We start from the raw sequence: 16,983 nt of genomic DNA, 5'->3' as shown, positions 1-16,983 counted from the left end.
CGGAGACGATACGAGAGGAGGTTACTGATATCGCACATGCCGTTCTACGACAATTACGAACCTATGGTAGCGACCTGGCCGTCTCCGGATGGTCGAGTACCACGTCGAGGTCCGGGTGCAGCGCGACTCCAGCCCCGGCCGACACCCGGGGAGTGCGCACCGATTCGCAGGTCGGATGTCGAATTCGCAGCTTTTCTGCGCCAGAGTGTCTGCTGTGAGTGGACTCGGTGGCACCCGTCTGCCCGCCGCGATCCTCTTCGACCGCGACGGCACGCTGGTGCGCGACGTGCCGTACAACGGCGACCCCGACCTGGTGCAGCCGATGCCGACCGCGCTCGAGGCGGTGGCCGCCGTGCGTGCGGCGGGCATTCCGACCGCCGTCGTCTCCAACCAGTCCGGAGTCGCCCGAGGGCTGCTGACCGCGGAGCAGGTCGCCAGCGTGAACGCCCGCGTGGACGAGTTGTTCGGCGCCTTCGACGCCTGGTGCGTGTGCGCCCACGGCCCGGACGACCATTGCGTCTGCCGCAAACCCGCTCCCGGCCTGGTGCTGCAGGCGGCCGCCGCGCTCGGCGTCCGCGTGGCCGACACCGTGGTGATCGGCGACATCGGCGCGGATGTGGGTGCCGCGCGTGCCGCCGGCGCCGGGTCGGTGCTCGTCCCCACCGACGCGACCCGTGCGCAGGAGGTCGAGGACGCCGACGTCACCGCCCCGACCCTGCTCGACGCGGTGCGGCTGGTGCTGGACCGAACGGCGAACCGGGCATGACCCGCCGGATCCTCGTCGCCCGGCTGGACAGCATGGGCGATGTACTCGTCTCGGGACCGGCGATCCGGGCGATCGCCGCCAAGGCCGAGGTGTGGCTGCTCTGCGGACCGCAGGGCGCGGCAGCGGCCGAACTGCTGCCGGGCGTGCGCCAGGTCCGGGTATGGACGGCGCCGTGGGCGACCGACTCCGACCGCCCCGTGGACGAGACGTTGACCGCCGAACTCGCCGCCGTGGTGCGGGAGTGCGCGCCGGACGAAGCCGTGATCCTGACCTCGTTCCACCAGTCGCCGCTGCCGCTGGCCCTGCTGCTGCGCCTCGCCGGCGTGCCGCGCATCACCGGCGCCTCCGTCGACGCGGCCGGCGGCCTGCTCGACACCCGCCTGATCCCGGGCGAGGACTTCTCGGAGGACCTGCCCGAACCCGAGCGCGCCCGCACCATCGCCGCCGCCGCCGGATTCGTGCTGCCGGACGAGGACGACGGAGGGTTGGCGGTCCGCCTGTCCGGCGCGGAGCGACCGAGCACTCCCGACGTACCTACTCCTGCTCCGCTTACTCCCGCTCTGCTTACTCCCGCTCTGCCTACTCCATACGTCGTCGTGCATCCGGGCGCCGCGGTGCCCTCGCGCGCCTGGCCGCCGGAGCAGGCCACCGCCGCGGTCACGGCGCTCACCGCGGCCGGGCACCGCGTGGTCGTCACGGGCGGCGCGGGCGAACGTGCGCTCACCGCACGCGTCGCCGGCACGGACGCCCTCGACCTGGGCGGGCGGCTCTCCCTGCCCCAGCTGGCCGCACTCATCCGCGACGCGGCAGTGCTGATCAGCGGCAACACGGGGCCGGCGCACCTGGCCGCCGCCGTGCGCACGCCGGTCGTCAGCCTGTTCGCCCCGGTGGTACCGGCCGCGCGCTGGGCGCCGTACGGGGTGCCGGTCGAGCTGCTCGGCGACCAGCACGCGGCGTGCGCCGGCACCCGCGCCCGCGTCTGCCCCGTGCCGGGTCACCCGTGCCTCGCCTCCGTGACTCCCGATCAGGTCGTCGCCGCCTGCGAGCGGCTGCTCGCCGGAACGCGACTGCCCGGGGCGGTGCTGGCATGAGGATCCTGCTCTGGCACGTGCACGGCGGCTGGACGGACGCGTTGGTACGCGGCGGCCACGAGTACCTGCTGCCGACCACGCCGGCGCGCGACGGCTGGGGCCTGGGCCGCGGCGGCCGCGATTGGCCGGCCGTCGAAATCGATCCGGCGGCGCTGCGCGACACCGACGTCGACGTGGTCGTGCTGCAGCGGCCGGCCGAGCTGGCGGAGGCGGAGCGGCTGCTCGGCCGACGCCCCGGCCGCGACGTCCCCGCGATCTACGTGGAGCACAACACCCCGCGCGAGCAGGTGCCGAACACCGTGCATCCGCTCGCTGACCGCGACGACATCACCGTGGTGCACGTCACGCACGTGAACGATCTGCTGTGGGATTGCGGAGCCGCGCCGACGACGGTCATCGAGCACGGCGTGGTCGATCCCGGCTACCGGTACTCCGGGACGCTCCCCCGCATCGCGGCCGTCATTAACGAACCGGTGCGCCGAGGGCGGGTCACCGGCACCGACCTGCTGCCGCGGTTCGCCGCCGTCGCTCCGCTCGACGTGTACGGCATGGGGACCGAGCGGCTGCCGACGGAGGGCGGGCGCATCGCAGCCGGCGGCGACCTGAGCACGGAGGCACTGCGCGAGGCGATGGCGAAGCGGCGGCTCTATCTGCATCCCATGCGTTGGACCTCGCTCGGCCTGTCGCTCATCGAGGCGATGCACCTGGGGATGCCCGTGGTCGCCCTGGCGATGACGGACGCCGCCCGAGCGGTGCCGCCCGAGGCGGGTGTCGTCTCCGCCGACGTCGACGAACTGATCCGCGTCGCCGCCCGGCTGATCGCCGATCCGGCCGAGGCGCTCGAACGCGGCCGGGCGGCGCGCACCGCGGCGCTGGCGCGATACTCCCTGAACCGGTTCCTGGCCGATTGGGACGCCCTGCTGACGAACACCACCGGCAAGCACCCCGGCAGCGCCGCCGGCGTCAGCACCGGACGGGCCCGCGAACGGAGGCTTGCGTGAGGGACCGCCGCCCCGAAAGTATGCCGCGATGAAAGTCGCCCTGGTCTCGGAGCACGCCAGCCCGCTTGCGGTGCTCGGCGGAGTGGATGCCGGCGGGCAGAACGTGCACGTCGCCGCGCTCGCGCAGTCGCTCGCGGCCCTCGATCACGAGGTCACCGTCTACACCCGACGCGACGACGACGCGCTGGACGAGCGGATGGTCTTCTGCGACGGCGTCGAGGTGGTGCACGTCGACGCCGGACCGCCGACCCGCCTGCCCAAGGACCACCTGCTGCCGCACATGGGCGCCTTCGCCGACGCCCTCGCCCTGGAGTGGACCGCCGCGGCCCCCGACGTCGTGCACAGCCACTTCTGGATGTCCGCCCTCGCCACGCTCGACGCGGCGCACCGCGTGGACATGGAACTCGGCGGCCACCTGCCGGTCGTGCACACGTTCCACGCCCTGGGCGTCGTGAAGCGGCGCCAGCAGGGGCTGCGCGACACCTCGCCCGCGGAGCGATCGTGGCTGGAGCCCGATGTCGCGCGCCGCGTGGACACCGTGCTCGCCACCTGCTCCGATGAGGCGTTCGAGCTGAAGGCGTTCGGCGTGCCCTCCAACCGCATCGCGGTGGTCCCCTGCGGCGTCGACGTGCAGCACTTCACGCCGACCGGGCCCGTCGCTCCCCGTGGCGAGCGCCTGCGCATCATGACGGTCAGCCGCCTCGTGCGGCGCAAGGGCGTGGGCATCGCCATCGAGGCGCTGGCCCGCCTCGTGCGCTCCGGCGTCGACGCCGAGTTGGTCGTGGTCGGCGGCGCAGGCGACTCCACCCACCTGGACGCCGACCCCGAGGTCGCGCGACTGCGCGAGGTGATCCGGGCGGAGGGGGTCGAGGACCGCGTCGTGCTGGCCGGGCGGGTGGACCACGACGCCCTGCCCGCCGTGCTGCGATCGGCCGACGTGGTGGTGTGCGCGCCCTGGTACGAACCCTTCGGCATCGTGCCGCTGGAGGCGATGGCTTGCGGCGTGCCCGTCGTCGCCTCCGCGGTCGGCGGGCTGCTCGACACCGTGGTGGAGGACGTCAACGGCCTGCACGTGCCCACCCGCGACCCCGACGCGTTGGCCGCGGCGCTGGCCGGTCTGCTGGCGGATCCGGAGCGCCGGTCCCGATACGGCGCGGCCGGCCGCGCGCGGGCCGAGACCCGCTACTCCTGGGCGCGCGTCGCCGCCGAGACCGCCCAGGTATACGACCGCGTGCGCATGGACGACGTGGATGCCTCACGATGGAGTCGGAGGTGACCGTGAGCGAGGTGACCGTGAGTACAGAGCCCATCAGTGCAGGCGCAGCCGTCCGTTCGGAGCAGCCGGTGCGGGCCGCCGACACGATCGTCGACGACCACATCGCCGCCGTGCTGCCGGTCGTCGCCGCGTTGCGCGACCAGGGCGCGCGGCTGGCGGCCTGGGGCGAGCACCTGGCGGAGCGGCTGCTGGACGGCGGGCGGCTGCTCGCTGCCGGCAACGGCGGTTCGGCCGCGGAGGCGCAGCACCTGACCGCCGAACTGGTGGGGCGATTCGACGGCGACCGGCGGGCGTTCTCAGCGATCTGCCTGCACGGCGACACCTCCAGCGTCACCGCGATCGCCAACGACTACGGCTGGGACGAGGTGTTCGCCCGGCAGGTCACCGCGCACGCCGCTCCCGGCGACGTGCTCGTGCTGCTGTCGACCAGCGGCGCCAGCCGCAACCTGGTGCGCGCCGCCCAGGCCGCTCGCGCTGCCGGCGCGACCACCTGGGCGATGACCGGCCCGGGCCCCAATCCGCTCACCGAGGCCTGCGACGACGCCCTGATCCTGCCGGGTGTCGGCGCCAACGTGCAGGAGGCGCAGCTGGTCGCCGTCCACGCGCTCTGCCGCGTCTTCGACGCCCGCGTCGTTGCGGCGCACGGTCGCGAGGCCGTGCGATGACCCGCATCACCGTCGTCGGCGATGTGCTGCTCGACCAAGACCTGACCGGTTCCATCGACCGCCTGAGCCCGGATGCGCCGGTGCCGGTGGTCGAGATCGGCGAGCCGGAGCGACGGCCGGGCGGTGCGGGCCTCGTGGCGGTGCTGCTGCGCCGCGATGGGCAGGACGTCACCCTGGTGACCGCCCTCGGCGACGACGACGCGGCGGGCCGGCTGCGCGCCGGGCTGACCGGCATGCGGCTGATCGCCGGCCGCTCCGGAGCGCCGACGCCGGTGAAGACCCGCCTGCGCACCCCCTCCCATCCGATCGCCCGCCTGGACGAGGGCAGCGGCACGCCGCCGGTGCCGCAGGTCACGGCCGAGATGCTGGCCGCGGTGCGCGAGGCGCAGGTGGTGCTCGTCTCGGACTACGGGCGCCGGCTGACCGAGGACGAGTCGCTGCGTGCCGCGCTGACCGAGGCCGCCGCGCGCATCCCGGTGATCTGGGATCCGCATCCGCGCGGCTCGATACCCGTGCCCGGCGTGCGGCTGGTCACCCCGAACCTGGCGGAGGCGCGCGCGGCCGCCGACCTGACCGGCTCCGGCGTCGCGGTGGCGGACCGAGCCGCGTCGACGCTCGTGACGGCCTGGTCCGCACAGGCGGTCGTCGTGACGCTCGGTGAGCGCGGGGCGCTGCTGTCGTTCGGCTCCGGGCTGCCGTTCGTCGCGAACGCGGACGCCATCCCGAACGCCGACTCCAACGGGGCGGGCGACCGGTTCGCCTCCAGCGTCGCAGCGGCGGTCGGCGCGGGCGCCAACCTGCCCGACGCGGTGGTGGCCGCGGTCGCCGAGACCGGCGCCTTCCTGGCGGCCGGCGGCGTCGCGACCCTGACCTCGCCGCCGAACGCCCGGGCGCTGCCCGGCAGCGACCTGGATGCGATCGCGGTCGCGAAGGCGACCCGGGCGGCCGGCGGCACGGTCGTCGCGACCGGCGGCTGCTTCGACCTGCTGCATGCCGGCCACGCCCGCACGCTGTCCGCGGCGCGGGCGCTCGGCGACTGCCTGATCGTGTGCCTGAACTCCGACGCCTCCGTGACGCGGCTGAAGGGTCCGGAGCGGCCGATCATCCCCGCCGACGACCGCGTCGACCTGCTGCTCGCGCTGGAGTGCGTCGACGCGGTACTCGTCTTCGGCGAGGACACCCCGGTCGAGGCGATCCGCCGCATCGAGCCCGACATCTGGGTCAAGGGCGGCGACTACGTCACCGCCGAGCTGCCCGAGGCGGCCGTGATCGCGGAGTGGGGCGGCCGCGCGATGACCGTGCCGTTCTATCCGGGACGCTCGACCACCTCCCTCGCCTCCGCGCTCGCCCGGGTCGGCTGAGCAGCCGAACCCACCGCAGCACCCGCGCCCGCACCACGCACCGCACCATCTGAAGGAGCACCATGCCCACCGCAGAGACCACCGCGACGCCGCTCGGCCGCACCCTGATCACCGGGGGCGCCTCCGGTCTCGGAGCCGCCGTCGCCGAGGCGATCGCCGTGGGGGGCGGCACGCCGATCGTGCTGGACCGCGAACCGTCCGCCGCCGGGTACCCCGCCTACCTCGGCGACGTGACGAAGACGCGGGAGGTGGAGCAGCTGGTCGCCCGCATCGTGCAGGAGCAGGGCGGCCTGGACGCCGTCGTCACCGCGGCCGGAATCGACCGCCCCGGGCGGCTCACCGACATCAGCGGCGAGGACTGGGAGCGGGTCGTGGCCGTCAACCTGTTCGGGACCGCCGCCGTGGTGCGGGCCGCGCTGCCCGCGCTGATCGAGTCGCACGGCCGCGTCGTGACGGTCTCGTCGTCGCTCGGCGTGCGCGCCGTGTCGGACGCGACCGCCTACTCCGCCTCCAAGTTCGGCGTGATCGGCTTCAGCCGCGCGCTCGCGGCGGAGACGCGGGGCCAGATCGGCGTGACGACCCTGATCCCGGCGGGTATGAAGACGCGCTTCTTCGACGGACGCACCGCCCAGTACGCGCCGGGCGAGGACGCGAACCTGAACGACCCCACCAACGTCGCGAACGCCGTCGTGTTCGCCCTCACGTCGCCGCGGGGCAGCGAGGTGCGCGAGATCTCGGTGATGCACGAGGAGGAGCCCTCCTGGCCCTGACCCGGCCCTCCGCCTCCGCCGCCACCTCCGCCTCCACCGCGAGGAATTCAGGAGAACTCGACGAATTCAGGCAATCCGGGCCCCGCAGGCCGCCGACTTCTCGAAATCTCCTGAATTCCTCGGGACTCAGACAGCCGGAGACGACTGGATAGAGGGCCCCAGCGGGCGGTCGTCGCAGGTGGGCCGGCGTCCCAGCCTCGCCGATTCGCCCGGGCCAGCGCCGAAGAATTCAGGAGAAATCGAGGTATTCAGGCGATTCGGTGGCCGCAGGGCGCCAACTTCTCGAAATCTCCTGAATTCCTCGGAACGCAGGCAGGGCAGGAGGAGGGGCGGGAGCGGCGGGCGTCAGGACGGCGGGAGGAGGGAGCGGACCGCGTCCAGTACGTCGTCGGTCTCGATGTCGGCCAGGTAGGAGGGGTCGTGCTCGCAGCGCGGCGACTTCCAGCCGGGACGGGTGACGTCGGCGCCGCAGATCGGGCAGTGCGTGATCCAGCCGATCAGCATGCGATGCGCCGACCGCGACAGGGGCGCGGCGTTCAACGCGTTCCCCGCCCAGAACAGGCCGACCGTGGGTGTCCCGAGCGCCTGCGCCAGGTGACGGGGACCGCTGTCGTTGCCGAGCAGCAGATCCGCGACCGCTAGCACGCCGACCAGCTCGCTCATCGAGAGGGCGCCCGCCAGCGAGCCGACCCGCTCCCGGCGGGACTGCGGCAGCAGCTCGCGGGCCGCCGCCACCACCGAGTCCGCCAGCGGCACGTCGGCCGCGTCACCGACGACGTGCACCCGCGCACCCTCGCGGACGACCGCCGCCGCGACGGCCGCGAAGCGCTCCGGCGGCCACCGACGCCGGGGATCGGAGGCGCTCGGATGGATCACCAGGTGTCGCTCCCCCGCAGGCAGCCGGCGCCGCGCCTGCAACACCTCGCTATCTCGCGCCGCGAGCGTCGCCTCCAGTTGCACGGCGGGCGCGCCCGCCAGGCCGGCCACCTCCAGCCACCGCAGCACCTCGTGCTGCTGCACGTCGTACGCGAGCGTGCGGGTCAGCGCCGCCGCGTCGGGTGTCGCGGTCCCCACGGTCAAGCGTGCGCCGAGCCGCAGCACGAACGGGTTGGAGTTGCGGCCACCGCCGTGCGCCTGCACGGCCAGATCGAACCGCCGGTGCCGCATCCGCTCGGCGAAGGCCTGGACCTCGCCGGGGTCGGAGTCGCCGTTGCGCACACCCGGAGAAGCCGGGACGACCTCGACGTCGTGGATCGGCACCCCGGGCCGGCCGTCGAGCAGCGCGGCGTGCGCCGGCATCCCGAGCAGCGTGATCGTCGCGTCCGGGTACGCCACGGCGAGGGACTCGATCGCCGGCAGGGCGAAGATCAGGTCGCCGAGCCCACCGGCCCGCAGCACCGCGATGCGCCGTACGCCATCGAAACGTGGCGGGAGCGCACCGATGGACAGCCTGGTCACGGGCCTATTCTGGCAGTACGATCGAGGCCGACCCGTCCAGCTCCTGCCCAGTCGCCTGACAGTCAGCGCTCCGTACGCTGACGATTTGCGCCACCCGTGTTCCGCCCTGCGGCGGTTCGCCTGCGAGATGCGCACCGAGATGCCCGCCGAGAGATACGCACTGAGATGTGCACTGAGAGACACCACCCATGACCCTGCCCGCCGCCGCCGCCGTCCATGCCGATGTCCATGCAGACATCAGCGACGTGACCGCCGAGCACGAGCTCGTCATCACCGACCCCGCCACGGGCGAGTCGGTGGGATCGCTCACCCCGGCCGGAGCCGCCGAGTGCGCCTCCGCGGTCGCTGCGGCCCACGCCGCCTTCCCCGGCTGGGCAGCGACGGCACCGGCGGTGCGGGGCGAACTGCTGCGCGCCGCGGCAGCCGCGCTCGCCGCTCAGGCTGACGAGCTGGCCGCACTGAACACCCGCGAGACCGGCAAGACCGCCGGCGACGCGGCCGGCGGCGTGCAGGCCGCGGTCGGCACCCTGCTGCAGTACGCCGAGCTCGGTCCACTGCACCGCGGCAAGGCGCTGCGCGGCGACCGCCTGGCCGTCGACTACGCCCTGCCGCATCCCAGGGGCGTCGTCGTCGCGCTCACGCCGTGGAACGACCCCGTCGCCGTGGCGGCCGGCCTGGTCGGCGCCGCGATCGTCAGCGGCAACACCGTGGTTCACAAGGCCAGCGAGCGCTGCCCGCACACCGGCGCGCTGCTGAACGAGATCCTCGCCGGCGCGCTGCCCGACGGCGTGCTGGTGAGCGTGACCGGCGGCGGAGCGACCGGCGCGGCCCTCGCCGAAGACGACCGGGTCGCGGTGATCGCCCACGTCGGCTCCACCGCCACCGGCCGCCAACTCGCGCTGGTGGGTGCCGCCACCGGCGCCCACGTGATCCGCGAGAACGGCGGCAACGACGCACTCATCGTGGACGCGGGCGTCGACCCCGTCTGGGCGGCCGGGCAGGCCGCGCTCGGCGCATTCGCGAACACCGGCCAGATCTGCACCTCCGTCGAGCGCATCTACGTGCACCGAGCGGTCGCCGAACCCTTCCTGGCGGCGCTGACCGCAGAGGCGCAGGCGTGGACGGAGCGACTGGGCCCGCTGGTGGACGAGCGGATGCGGCGAGCCGTGCACGATCAGGTCGGCCAGGCCGTCGCCGCCGGCGCGACGCTGCACACCGGCGGCGCTGTGCCAACCGGTCCGGGCATCTTCTACCCGGCCACCGTGCTCACCGACGTTCCCGACAACGCGATCGTCATGGCGGAGGAGACGTTCGGCCCGGTCGCACCCGTGCGGGTGGTCGACGACTTCGACACGGCTCTCGCCCTGGCCGCCGCCGACCGTTATGGCCTGGCCGCCAGCGTCTTGACGACCGACATGGCGCACGCGCACCGCGCTGCCGCCGTGCTGCCGGTCGGCACGATCAAGGTGAACGGCGTCTTCGGCGGCGCTCCCGGCGGCAGCGCGCAGCCACGCGGCGCCAGCGGCGCCGGGTTCGGCTACGGCCCCGAACTGCTGAACGAGATGACCACGACCACCGTCGTCCACCTGGGATTGCCCGGCGGCGCGGGCGCATGACCGGCCTGTGCATGAACCACAGCGCATGAATGACGAGGACGCGCAGCTGATCCGTCGGGTCCTCGACGCCGTTGCGGCGCAGACACCGGTGGTCGCCGTCGTCGGCGACGTGATCCTGGACCGCTGGTGGACCGGCACCGCCGAGCGCATCAGCCGGGAGGCGCCGGCGCCCGTCGTGCGCCTGACCGACCGGGTGGACGCCCCGGGCGGCGCCGCCAACGCCGCGGTCAACCTGGCGGCGCTCGGCGCGACGGTGCGCGTCGCCGCAGCCGTCGGCGACGACGACGCAGGGCGGCGGCTCGCCACCCTGCTGACGACCGCCCAGGTCGACACCGACGCCCTCGTATGCCTGCCCGGGTATGCGACCCAGGTGAAGACCCGGGTGGCCGGCGGTGGGCAGGTGCTGGTCCGGCTGGACGAGGGCGACGTGCTGGACGACGGCGGCAGGGACCGCCTTACTGAAGCCGCCCTGACCGCGACCGGGTCCGCCGCGGCCGAGCTGATCTGCGACTACGGCGCGGGCGCCGGCACCGGTTCCGTCCGCCAGGCGCTCGCCAGCCGCGAGAACCGCCCCGCGGTCTCCGTCGTCGATGCCCACGACCTGGCCGGCTGGGCCGTGCTGGAGCCGACCGTCGTCACGCCGAACTCGGCCGAAGCGGAGCGCCTGCTGGGCGTCAGCCTCGGTTCGGGTGCACATCGGGTGCGCGTCGCGCAGGAGTCGCGGGACGTGCTGCTGGCCGCCTCCGGAGCGACGGGCGTCGTCGTCACCCTGGACCGCGACGGCACCGTGGTGCATGACGCGACCGGGACCACCCGCACGACCACCGCGCCGGCGTCGGAGGCGAACGCCAGCGGCGCCGGCGACACCTTCGCCGCGGCGCTGACCCTGGCCCTCGCGGTCGGCGAGGCGCTGGCCGACGCGGCCCGCTTCGCGCAGGCGGCCGCCGACGTGGTGGTGCGGCAGCCCGGCACGAGCGTCTGCACGGCCGCGATGCTCCGCTCGGTGTCCACGGCCGGAACCCGCCTGCTCGATGCCGATGCACTGGTCGCCCGCCTAGCCGAGGAGCATGCCTCCGGCAAGCGCATCGTCTTCACGAACGGCTGCTTCGACGTGCTGCACCTGGGCCACACCGCCTATCTGAAGCAGGCGAAGCTGCTGGGTGACGTGCTGGTCGTCGCGGTCAACGACGACGACTCCGTGCGGCGGCTGAAGGGTCCGGGGCGCCCGATCAACATCGCCGCCGATCGGGCCGACCTGCTGGCGGAGTTGCCCGCCGTCGACTACGTCACGGTGTTCGATAGCGACACGCCCATCCCGCTGCTGCAGCGCATCCAGCCGGATATCTACGCGAAGGGCGGCGATTACACGGCGGAGATGCTGCAGGAGACCGACGTGGTGCGCGGATACGGCGGCACGGTGCGCATCGTCGACTACGTCAGCCCGCACTCCACCAGCCGCATCATCGCCCGGTCGGCGCTCGCGGAGCAGCTGACGGATGACTGAACCGCGCAGCCGTCGCGGCGCGGTCGAGTGGGCGCGCGAGGACGAGCGCCCGCGGGAGCCGGTGATCGACGTGCTCGTCCCGACCTCCGGCCGCATCACCGAGCTGGCCGCGGTGCTGGCGGGACTGGCCGCTCAGGACGACCCCGCCTTCCACGTCACGGTCAGCGACCAGTCCGACGGGCACGCCCTCGCCGACGATCCGACGGTGCAGGCGATGCTGCGGGTGCTCGCGGTGCAGGGCCGGACGCCGGAGGTGGTGCGGCACCTGCCGAGGCGGGGCCTGGCCGAGCACCGCGACTGGCTACTGCGACGCGCGACGGCCGAGTACGTGCTGTTCCTGGACGACGACGTCTGGCTGGAACCGGGCACCCTGCAGGCGCTCACCGAGGCGATCGAGCAACTCGACTGCGGCTTCGTCGGCGCCGCTCAGCAGGGCCTGTCCTACCTGCGCGACCGGCGGCCTGAGGAGCAGCGCCCGTTCCAGCCGTGGGTGGACGGCGTGCATCCCGAGCGGTTGCGCCTCGGCACGCCGGGTACCGAGCGCTGGACCCTGCACAACGCCGCGAACCTGGTGCACATCGCCGCGGACAGCGACCTGCAGCCGAACGACTGGCTGGCATACCGCGTCGCGTGGGTGGCGGGCTGCGTGCTGTACCGGCGCGAGGCGCTGCTGCAGGCGGGCGGCTTCGACTTCTGGCGCGACCTGCCGCCCGAGCACGCCGGCGAGGACGTGGCCGCCCAGTGGCGGGTGATGGAGCGCTTCGGCGGCGCGGGCCTGCTGCCGAGCGGCGCCGTGCATCTGGAGACCCCGACCACGATCCCCGACCGCACCGTGGACGCCCCCGGTGTGGTGTTCGCCGACGAGGCGAACTAAGACCAGCACCGCGCCGACGAGGCGAACTAAGACCAGCACCGCGCTCACCAGGAGGCGAACTCCCAAGGACCGCCTGATCAACTGGAGTCACCGACAGAGAGGAGCCACCACCGTGGCCGACTTCCCGAACCCCATCCAGATTCAGAAGTTCCTGGGCGGCATGGACTACCCCGTCACCAAGGAGACGATCCTGTCCACCGCCAAGGACAAGGGCGCCGACGAGCCGGTGCTCACCGCCCTCGGCAATATTCCGGACGGCGAATACGACGCCCCGACCGCCATCAGCAAGGCGGTCAGCGACTCCAACAGCTGACCGGAACGCTTCAGAACTCCCCGCCGATGCGCCGCAGCCGCGCGATGCGGTCTGCGATCGGCGGGTGGGTGCTGAACAGGCCGGCCAGTAGGCCCGGCCGCAGCGGGTTCGTGATCCACAGGTGCGCCATCGAGGTGTTCTGGCGGCGCAGCGGCCCGCCGTTCGTCTCCAGCTTCGCGAGCGCGCGGGCGAGCCCCTCCGGATAGCGCGTGGTCAGCGCGCCCGTCGCATCGGCCAGATATTCCCGCTGCCGGCTGATGGCCAGTTGCACCAGCGATGCGACGATCGGGGCGACGACGATCGCCACGATGCCGACGATCAGCACGATCGGACCGCCGCGGTCTCGGTCGCGTCCGCCGAAGAAGGCGGCGCGGATCAGCAGATCGCTGAGCAGTCCGACGGCGACGACCAGACCGTAGACCGCGAGCGAGACCCGGATGTCGTAGTTGCGCACGTGGCTCAGCTCGTGGGCCATCACGCCCTCGAGCTCGTCGTCGTCCATCAGCTCGAGCAGTCCGGTCGTCGCGGCGACGATCGCGTGCGCCGGATCCCGCCCGGTCGCGAAGGCGTTCGGCGCCGGATCCGGCACCACATACACCGCCGGCATCGGGGTACCTGTGGTGATCGACAGGTTCTCCACGATCCGGTAGAGCCGCGGCTCGTCCGACCGCTGGATCGGCACCGCGCCGCTCATCGCCACGGCCTGCCGGCCCGCCGCGAAGTACTGGATCGTCGCATAGAGCGCCGCACCGACCAGCACCAGAACGAACACCGAGTAGGTGCCGGGAGCGGCGTACAAGCTGTTGGCGACGAAGCCGAGCACGCCGAGGATCACGAAGAAGACGGCGAAGATGCCGACGGTGCTCCGCTTGTTCCGGGCGATCGCGCGGTACACGGGCGGCGCGTCAGACCTGCGCGGGCACCGAGGTCAGAACTGCACGCGCGGCGGCTCCGCGATGGCCGCCACGTCCGCGACCTCGAAGAACTCGCGGCGCGTGAAGCCCAGGCGCCGGGCGTAGATGTTGTTCGGGAACACCTGGATCTTGGTGTTGAACTCACGGACCCCGCCGTTGTAGAAGCGGCGCGACGCCTGCACCTTGTCCTCGGTGTCCACCAACTCACTCTGCAACTGCAGGAAGTTCTGGCTGGCCTGCAGCTGCGGGTACGCCTCCGCCACCGCGAACACCGACTTCAACGCCTGCTGCACGTGGTTCTCGGCGGCGGAGGCCTCCACCGGAGTCGTGGCCGAGATCGACTCCGCCCGCGCCTTCGTCACCGCCTCGAAGACCTCTTTCTCGTGGCTGGCGTAGCCCTTGACCGAGGCGATGATGTTCGGGATCAGATCCGCACGGCGTTTCAGCTGCACGGTGATGTCGCTCCACGCCTCGTCGACCCGCACCTTGAGCGTGACGATCGAGTTGTACGTGACCCACAGGTAGAGCCCCAGCACGACGAGCAGCACCACGATGACGACGATCGGAATCCACACTGCGCCCATCGCGCCAGGGTAACCACCGATACTCGCCGTCCGCCGGAATCGCACGCGTCTCCAAGCGGCCGCGGTGCCAGTCCGGATGCGGCGATCAGCCTGTGCGCCGACGCCTTCCCGTCGCGTGGGTGAGACGATCTCCCGTAGCGACTCCATCCGGCCCTCGTAGCCCAACCGGCAGAGGCAGGCGACTTAAAATCGCTCCAGTCAGGGTTCGAATCCCTGCGAGGGCACGAGTCCGCGAGTCGCCTCGTGCGGCTCGTGGACTCGTGATGTGTGCCGATTCGAACCCCTCGGTGGGCCCCGCCGCCGGTTCCGGCGCACCGCGCAGCGGTGTGACGGCCGTGCGGTGGGAGTCGAATCCCTGCGAGGGCACTGCTCCAGCACAACAGCAGGACCAGGTCCCGACAGCAGGTCCCCTGTCGACCAGGAGCCTGCTGTCGGGACCCTGACCTGCTGTCGTGCTCTCCCACGCCAGCGCACGCGGTGGCCCGGGGAGGGGTGGCTCCGGTCAGCGCGGGCGTCTCCTGTCATGGAGAACGCATAGGCGGCGCGTTGGCGGGACCGAGCGCGGGCCAACAGGCTGTGCCCATGCTTGCTGAGTCCCGACGATCTCTGTGCGTGGAGCGCGTGATGGGCACGGTCCTGTCGCTCGACCTCCGGGGTGCCGGGGATCACGGTGCGGCGATCGCCGAAGCGGTCGCCTGGTTCCATGAGGCGGACCGTCGGTTCAGCCCCTACCGCCCCGATAGTGAGACGTGTCGCCATGGTCGCGGCGAGATCCCGGAGGAGGACCGCTCCCCCGAGTTGGCCGACATCATCCGGGTCTGCGACTCCATCGGAGCGTTGAGCGGCGGGGCGTTCGACGAGTGGCGCGCGGGTGTCTTCGACCCCTCCGCCTATGTGAAGGGGTGGTCCGCCGAGCGGGCGGCGGCGATCCTGCGTCGGCACGGCTGCACCGACTGGTCGATCAATGCTGGCGGAGACGTGCTGACCTCGGGTGCGCCGCTGCCCGGGCGCCCGTGGCGGGTGGGTGTGCAGCACCCGTTCGAGCGCGGCGCACTCGCGGCCGTCGTCAGCGGCGCGGACCTGGCGGTCGCCACTTCCGGTACGTACGAACGAGGTGGACACATCGTGCATCCCGCCACCGGCGAGGCGTGCGATGCGGCCGTCTCCGTCACCGTCGTCGGCCGCGACCTGGGACACGCGGATGCCTGCTCCACCGCCGCCTTCGCGCTCGGGATCGACGGCCCCGGCTGGATCGCCGCGATCCCGTACTGCGAGTCGATGACGATCTGGGCGGATGGGCGCGTCACCGCCACCGGCGGCTTCCCGACCACCGTGCACGGTGTCTCCATCACCACCGTCCGCCAGACCGATCCGGTCGGTGCAGCATGACCGCCACCGGCCTCGCTCCCGACATCGTGAGCTCGTCAATCCCTCAGCACACCCACCGTGCCCGCAGCCTGCCGCCACGAGGGCGGCCGATCATCGTCGACCTGCTCGCGGCCCTCGCGGGCCTGGGGCTCGGCGTCACGATCGCACTCGGCATCTCCGCCCAATCCATGCAGAGCATCAGCTCCGTCCCCGGCCTCATCACCGCCGCGGGCCGGATGACCGGCCTGCTCGCGGGGTACGCGATGGCGGTGACCGTGGCGCTGTCGTCTCGGATCGGCCCGCTGGAGCGCGCGATCGGTCAGGACCGGCTGATCCGGTGGCACCGCAGGCTGGGCCCGTGGGGGCTCTATCTGCTGCTCGCCCACGTCGTGCTCATCACCGTCGGCTATGCAGGGCTGGCCGAGACCGGGATCCTCGCGCAGCTGTGGGAGCTGATCCTCACCTACCAGGGCATGCTCGGAGCGGCCGTCGCCACCGTGCTGCTCTTCATGGCCGGCATCACCTCCTACAAGCGGGCCCGCCGGCGCTTCAAGTACGAGACGTGGTGGAGCATCCACCTGTACACGTACCTCGCACTGCTCTTCGCCTTCGCCCACCAGGTCGACAGCGGTGCGTCGTTCGCCGGGCACCCGCTCGCGACCCTCTGGTGGACCACGATCTGGCTCGCCCTGCTCGCCGCCGTCGGGTACTGGCGGTTCGCCGTGCCGGTCGTCCGCTCGCTGCGTCACCGAGTCCGCGTCGCCGAGGTGGTGCGGGAGAACGCCGACGTCGTCTCCGTCGTCCTCGAGGGGCGCCGGCTGGACCGGCTGCCCGTCGCCGGCGGTCAGTTCTTCCAGTGGCGCTTCCTCGCCCGCGGGGCGTGGTGGGAGGCGCACCCGTTCTCGCTCTCCCACGTGCCGCACCGCGACCGGATGCGGATCACCGTGAAGGACCTCGGCGACCACAGCCGCGACCTCGCGACGATGCCCATCGGTACGCCCGTCTTCATCGAGGGCCCGTATGGGCGATTCACGGCGGACGCGGCCGTGAATACCAAGGTGCTCCTCGTCGGCGCCGGCGTCGGCGTGACGCCCCTCATCAGCATCCTGCAGGACCTCGACGAACACGCGGACGTCGCCGTGCTGCTCCGAGCCCGCACCCGGGACGACCTGGTGCTCCATGAGGAGCTCGTCGCGGAGGTCGGCCGCCGGGGCGGCACCGTCTTCGAGGCGCTCGGGTCCCGCGATCAGGTGACCATCGACGCGTCGAGACTCCGCGGAGCGCTGCCCGACATCGACCGACGTGACGTCTACATCTGCGGGCCCACCACGTTCACCACCGCGGTCGCCACCGAGTGCCGCCGCGCAGGCGTTCCCGCCGACCGCATCCACTTCGAGTCGTTCGTCTTCTGAAAGGAGAAGC

Annotated in this window: 16 protein-coding genes and 1 tRNA gene; 14 read left to right on the top strand and 3 right to left on the bottom strand. The window is 72.7% G+C overall.

The features are described 5' to 3' along the window. Positions 1–214: 214 nt before the first annotated feature. The 7 genes from ACFE7H_RS03725 (at position 215) to ACFE7H_RS03695 (ending at position 6,930) form a co-directional block, all read left to right on the top strand. Positions 215–766, top strand: coding sequence for a D-glycero-alpha-D-manno-heptose-1,7-bisphosphate 7-phosphatase (locus ACFE7H_RS03725; RefSeq protein ID WP_375399866.1), 552 nt, complete (start codon positions 215–217; stop codon positions 764–766). Further along, positions 763–1,857 (top strand): glycosyltransferase family 9 protein, encoded by a 1,095-nt coding sequence (locus tag ACFE7H_RS03720; RefSeq protein ID WP_375399865.1) that lies wholly within the window; start codon positions 763–765, stop codon positions 1,855–1,857. Before ACFE7H_RS03725 ends, ACFE7H_RS03720 begins: the two co-directional genes overlap by 4 nt. After that, positions 1,854–2,858, top strand: a complete 1,005-nt coding sequence (locus tag ACFE7H_RS03715; RefSeq protein WP_375399864.1) for a glycosyltransferase — start codon at positions 1,854–1,856, stop codon at positions 2,856–2,858. The genes ACFE7H_RS03720 and ACFE7H_RS03715 overlap by 4 nt, the downstream gene beginning before the upstream one ends. Before the next feature lie 28 nt (positions 2,859–2,886). Then, entirely contained in the window at positions 2,887–4,134 is a 1,248-nt protein-coding gene (locus ACFE7H_RS03710; protein ID WP_375399863.1) for a glycosyltransferase, read from the top strand. 17 nt (positions 4,135–4,151) lie between these two features. Further along, positions 4,152–4,799, top strand: coding sequence for an SIS domain-containing protein (locus ACFE7H_RS03705; protein ID WP_375399862.1), 648 nt, complete (start codon positions 4,152–4,154; stop codon positions 4,797–4,799). Further along, entirely contained in the window at positions 4,796–6,160 is a 1,365-nt protein-coding gene (locus ACFE7H_RS03700) for a PfkB family carbohydrate kinase (RefSeq protein WP_375399861.1), read from the top strand. Before ACFE7H_RS03705 ends, ACFE7H_RS03700 begins: the two co-directional genes overlap by 4 nt. A 62-nt stretch (positions 6,161–6,222) precedes the next feature. Continuing rightward, on the top strand, positions 6,223–6,930 hold the full coding sequence (locus ACFE7H_RS03695; RefSeq protein WP_375399860.1) for an SDR family oxidoreductase: 708 nt from the start codon (positions 6,223–6,225) through the stop codon (positions 6,928–6,930). A 345-nt stretch (positions 6,931–7,275) separates the two neighbouring features. Here the strand turns inward: ACFE7H_RS03695 and ACFE7H_RS03690 are convergent, their stop codons facing one another. After that, complete coding sequence (locus ACFE7H_RS03690) at positions 7,276–8,388, bottom strand: glycosyltransferase family 9 protein (protein WP_375399859.1); 1,113 nt, start codon at positions 8,386–8,388, stop codon at positions 7,276–7,278. Positions 8,389–8,576: 188 nt separating this feature from the next. Here ACFE7H_RS03690 and ACFE7H_RS03685 point away from each other — a divergent pair, with 188 nt between their 5' ends. The 4 genes from ACFE7H_RS03685 to ACFE7H_RS03670 all read left to right on the top strand — a co-directional run bounded on the left by ACFE7H_RS03685 (position 8,577) and on the right by ACFE7H_RS03670 (position 12,695). Continuing rightward, positions 8,577–10,004, top strand: a complete 1,428-nt coding sequence (locus ACFE7H_RS03685) for an aldehyde dehydrogenase family protein (RefSeq protein WP_375399858.1) — start codon at positions 8,577–8,579, stop codon at positions 10,002–10,004. A 25-nt stretch (positions 10,005–10,029) separates the two neighbouring features. Beyond that, positions 10,030–11,508: a D-glycero-beta-D-manno-heptose 1-phosphate adenylyltransferase gene (rfaE2, locus tag ACFE7H_RS03680; RefSeq protein WP_375399857.1), complete on the top strand. Its 1,479-nt coding sequence runs from the start codon at positions 10,030–10,032 to the stop codon at positions 11,506–11,508. Continuing rightward, complete coding sequence (locus ACFE7H_RS03675; RefSeq protein WP_375399856.1) at positions 11,501–12,382, top strand: glycosyltransferase family A protein; 882 nt, start codon at positions 11,501–11,503, stop codon at positions 12,380–12,382. The genes rfaE2 and ACFE7H_RS03675 overlap by 8 nt, the downstream gene beginning before the upstream one ends. Positions 12,383–12,494: 112 nt before the next feature. Further along, positions 12,495–12,695 (top strand): DUF2795 domain-containing protein, encoded by a 201-nt coding sequence (locus ACFE7H_RS03670; RefSeq protein WP_375399855.1) that lies wholly within the window; start codon positions 12,495–12,497, stop codon positions 12,693–12,695. A 10-nt stretch (positions 12,696–12,705) separates the two neighbouring features. On the opposite strand, the gene ACFE7H_RS03665 is transcribed toward ACFE7H_RS03670, so the two are convergent. Continuing rightward, positions 12,706–13,590 (bottom strand): M48 family metalloprotease, encoded by an 885-nt coding sequence (locus ACFE7H_RS03665; RefSeq protein WP_375399854.1) that lies wholly within the window; start codon positions 13,588–13,590, stop codon positions 12,706–12,708. 33 nt (positions 13,591–13,623) lie between these two features. Further along, positions 13,624–14,193 carry a LemA family protein gene (locus ACFE7H_RS03660; protein ID WP_375399853.1) on the bottom strand — a complete coding sequence of 190 codons (570 nt, stop codon included), beginning with the start codon at positions 14,191–14,193 and terminating at the stop codon, positions 13,624–13,626. Positions 14,194–14,343: 150 nt separating this feature from the next. Between ACFE7H_RS03660 and ACFE7H_RS03655 the strand changes: the two genes are divergently transcribed. From ACFE7H_RS03655 to ACFE7H_RS03645, 3 genes are all read left to right on the top strand, one after another. Continuing rightward, positions 14,344–14,417 (top strand) — tRNA-Leu (locus tag ACFE7H_RS03655). Positions 14,418–14,817: 400 nt separating this feature from the next. Then, positions 14,818–15,582 (top strand): FAD:protein FMN transferase, encoded by a 765-nt coding sequence (locus tag ACFE7H_RS03650; RefSeq protein ID WP_375399852.1) that lies wholly within the window; start codon positions 14,818–14,820, stop codon positions 15,580–15,582. Further along, positions 15,579–16,973, top strand: coding sequence for a ferric reductase-like transmembrane domain-containing protein (locus tag ACFE7H_RS03645; protein ID WP_375399851.1), 1,395 nt, complete (start codon positions 15,579–15,581; stop codon positions 16,971–16,973). Before ACFE7H_RS03650 ends, ACFE7H_RS03645 begins: the two co-directional genes overlap by 4 nt. The last annotated feature ends 10 nt before the right edge of the window (positions 16,974–16,983 follow it).

Source organism: uncultured Amnibacterium sp. (assembly GCF_964250715.1).
In the GTDB taxonomy this organism is placed as follows: domain Bacteria; phylum Actinomycetota; class Actinomycetes; order Actinomycetales; family Microbacteriaceae; genus Amnibacterium.
The sequence above is the reverse complement of the archived record's forward strand: the minus strand, read 5'-3'. Positions and strand labels throughout refer to the sequence as shown.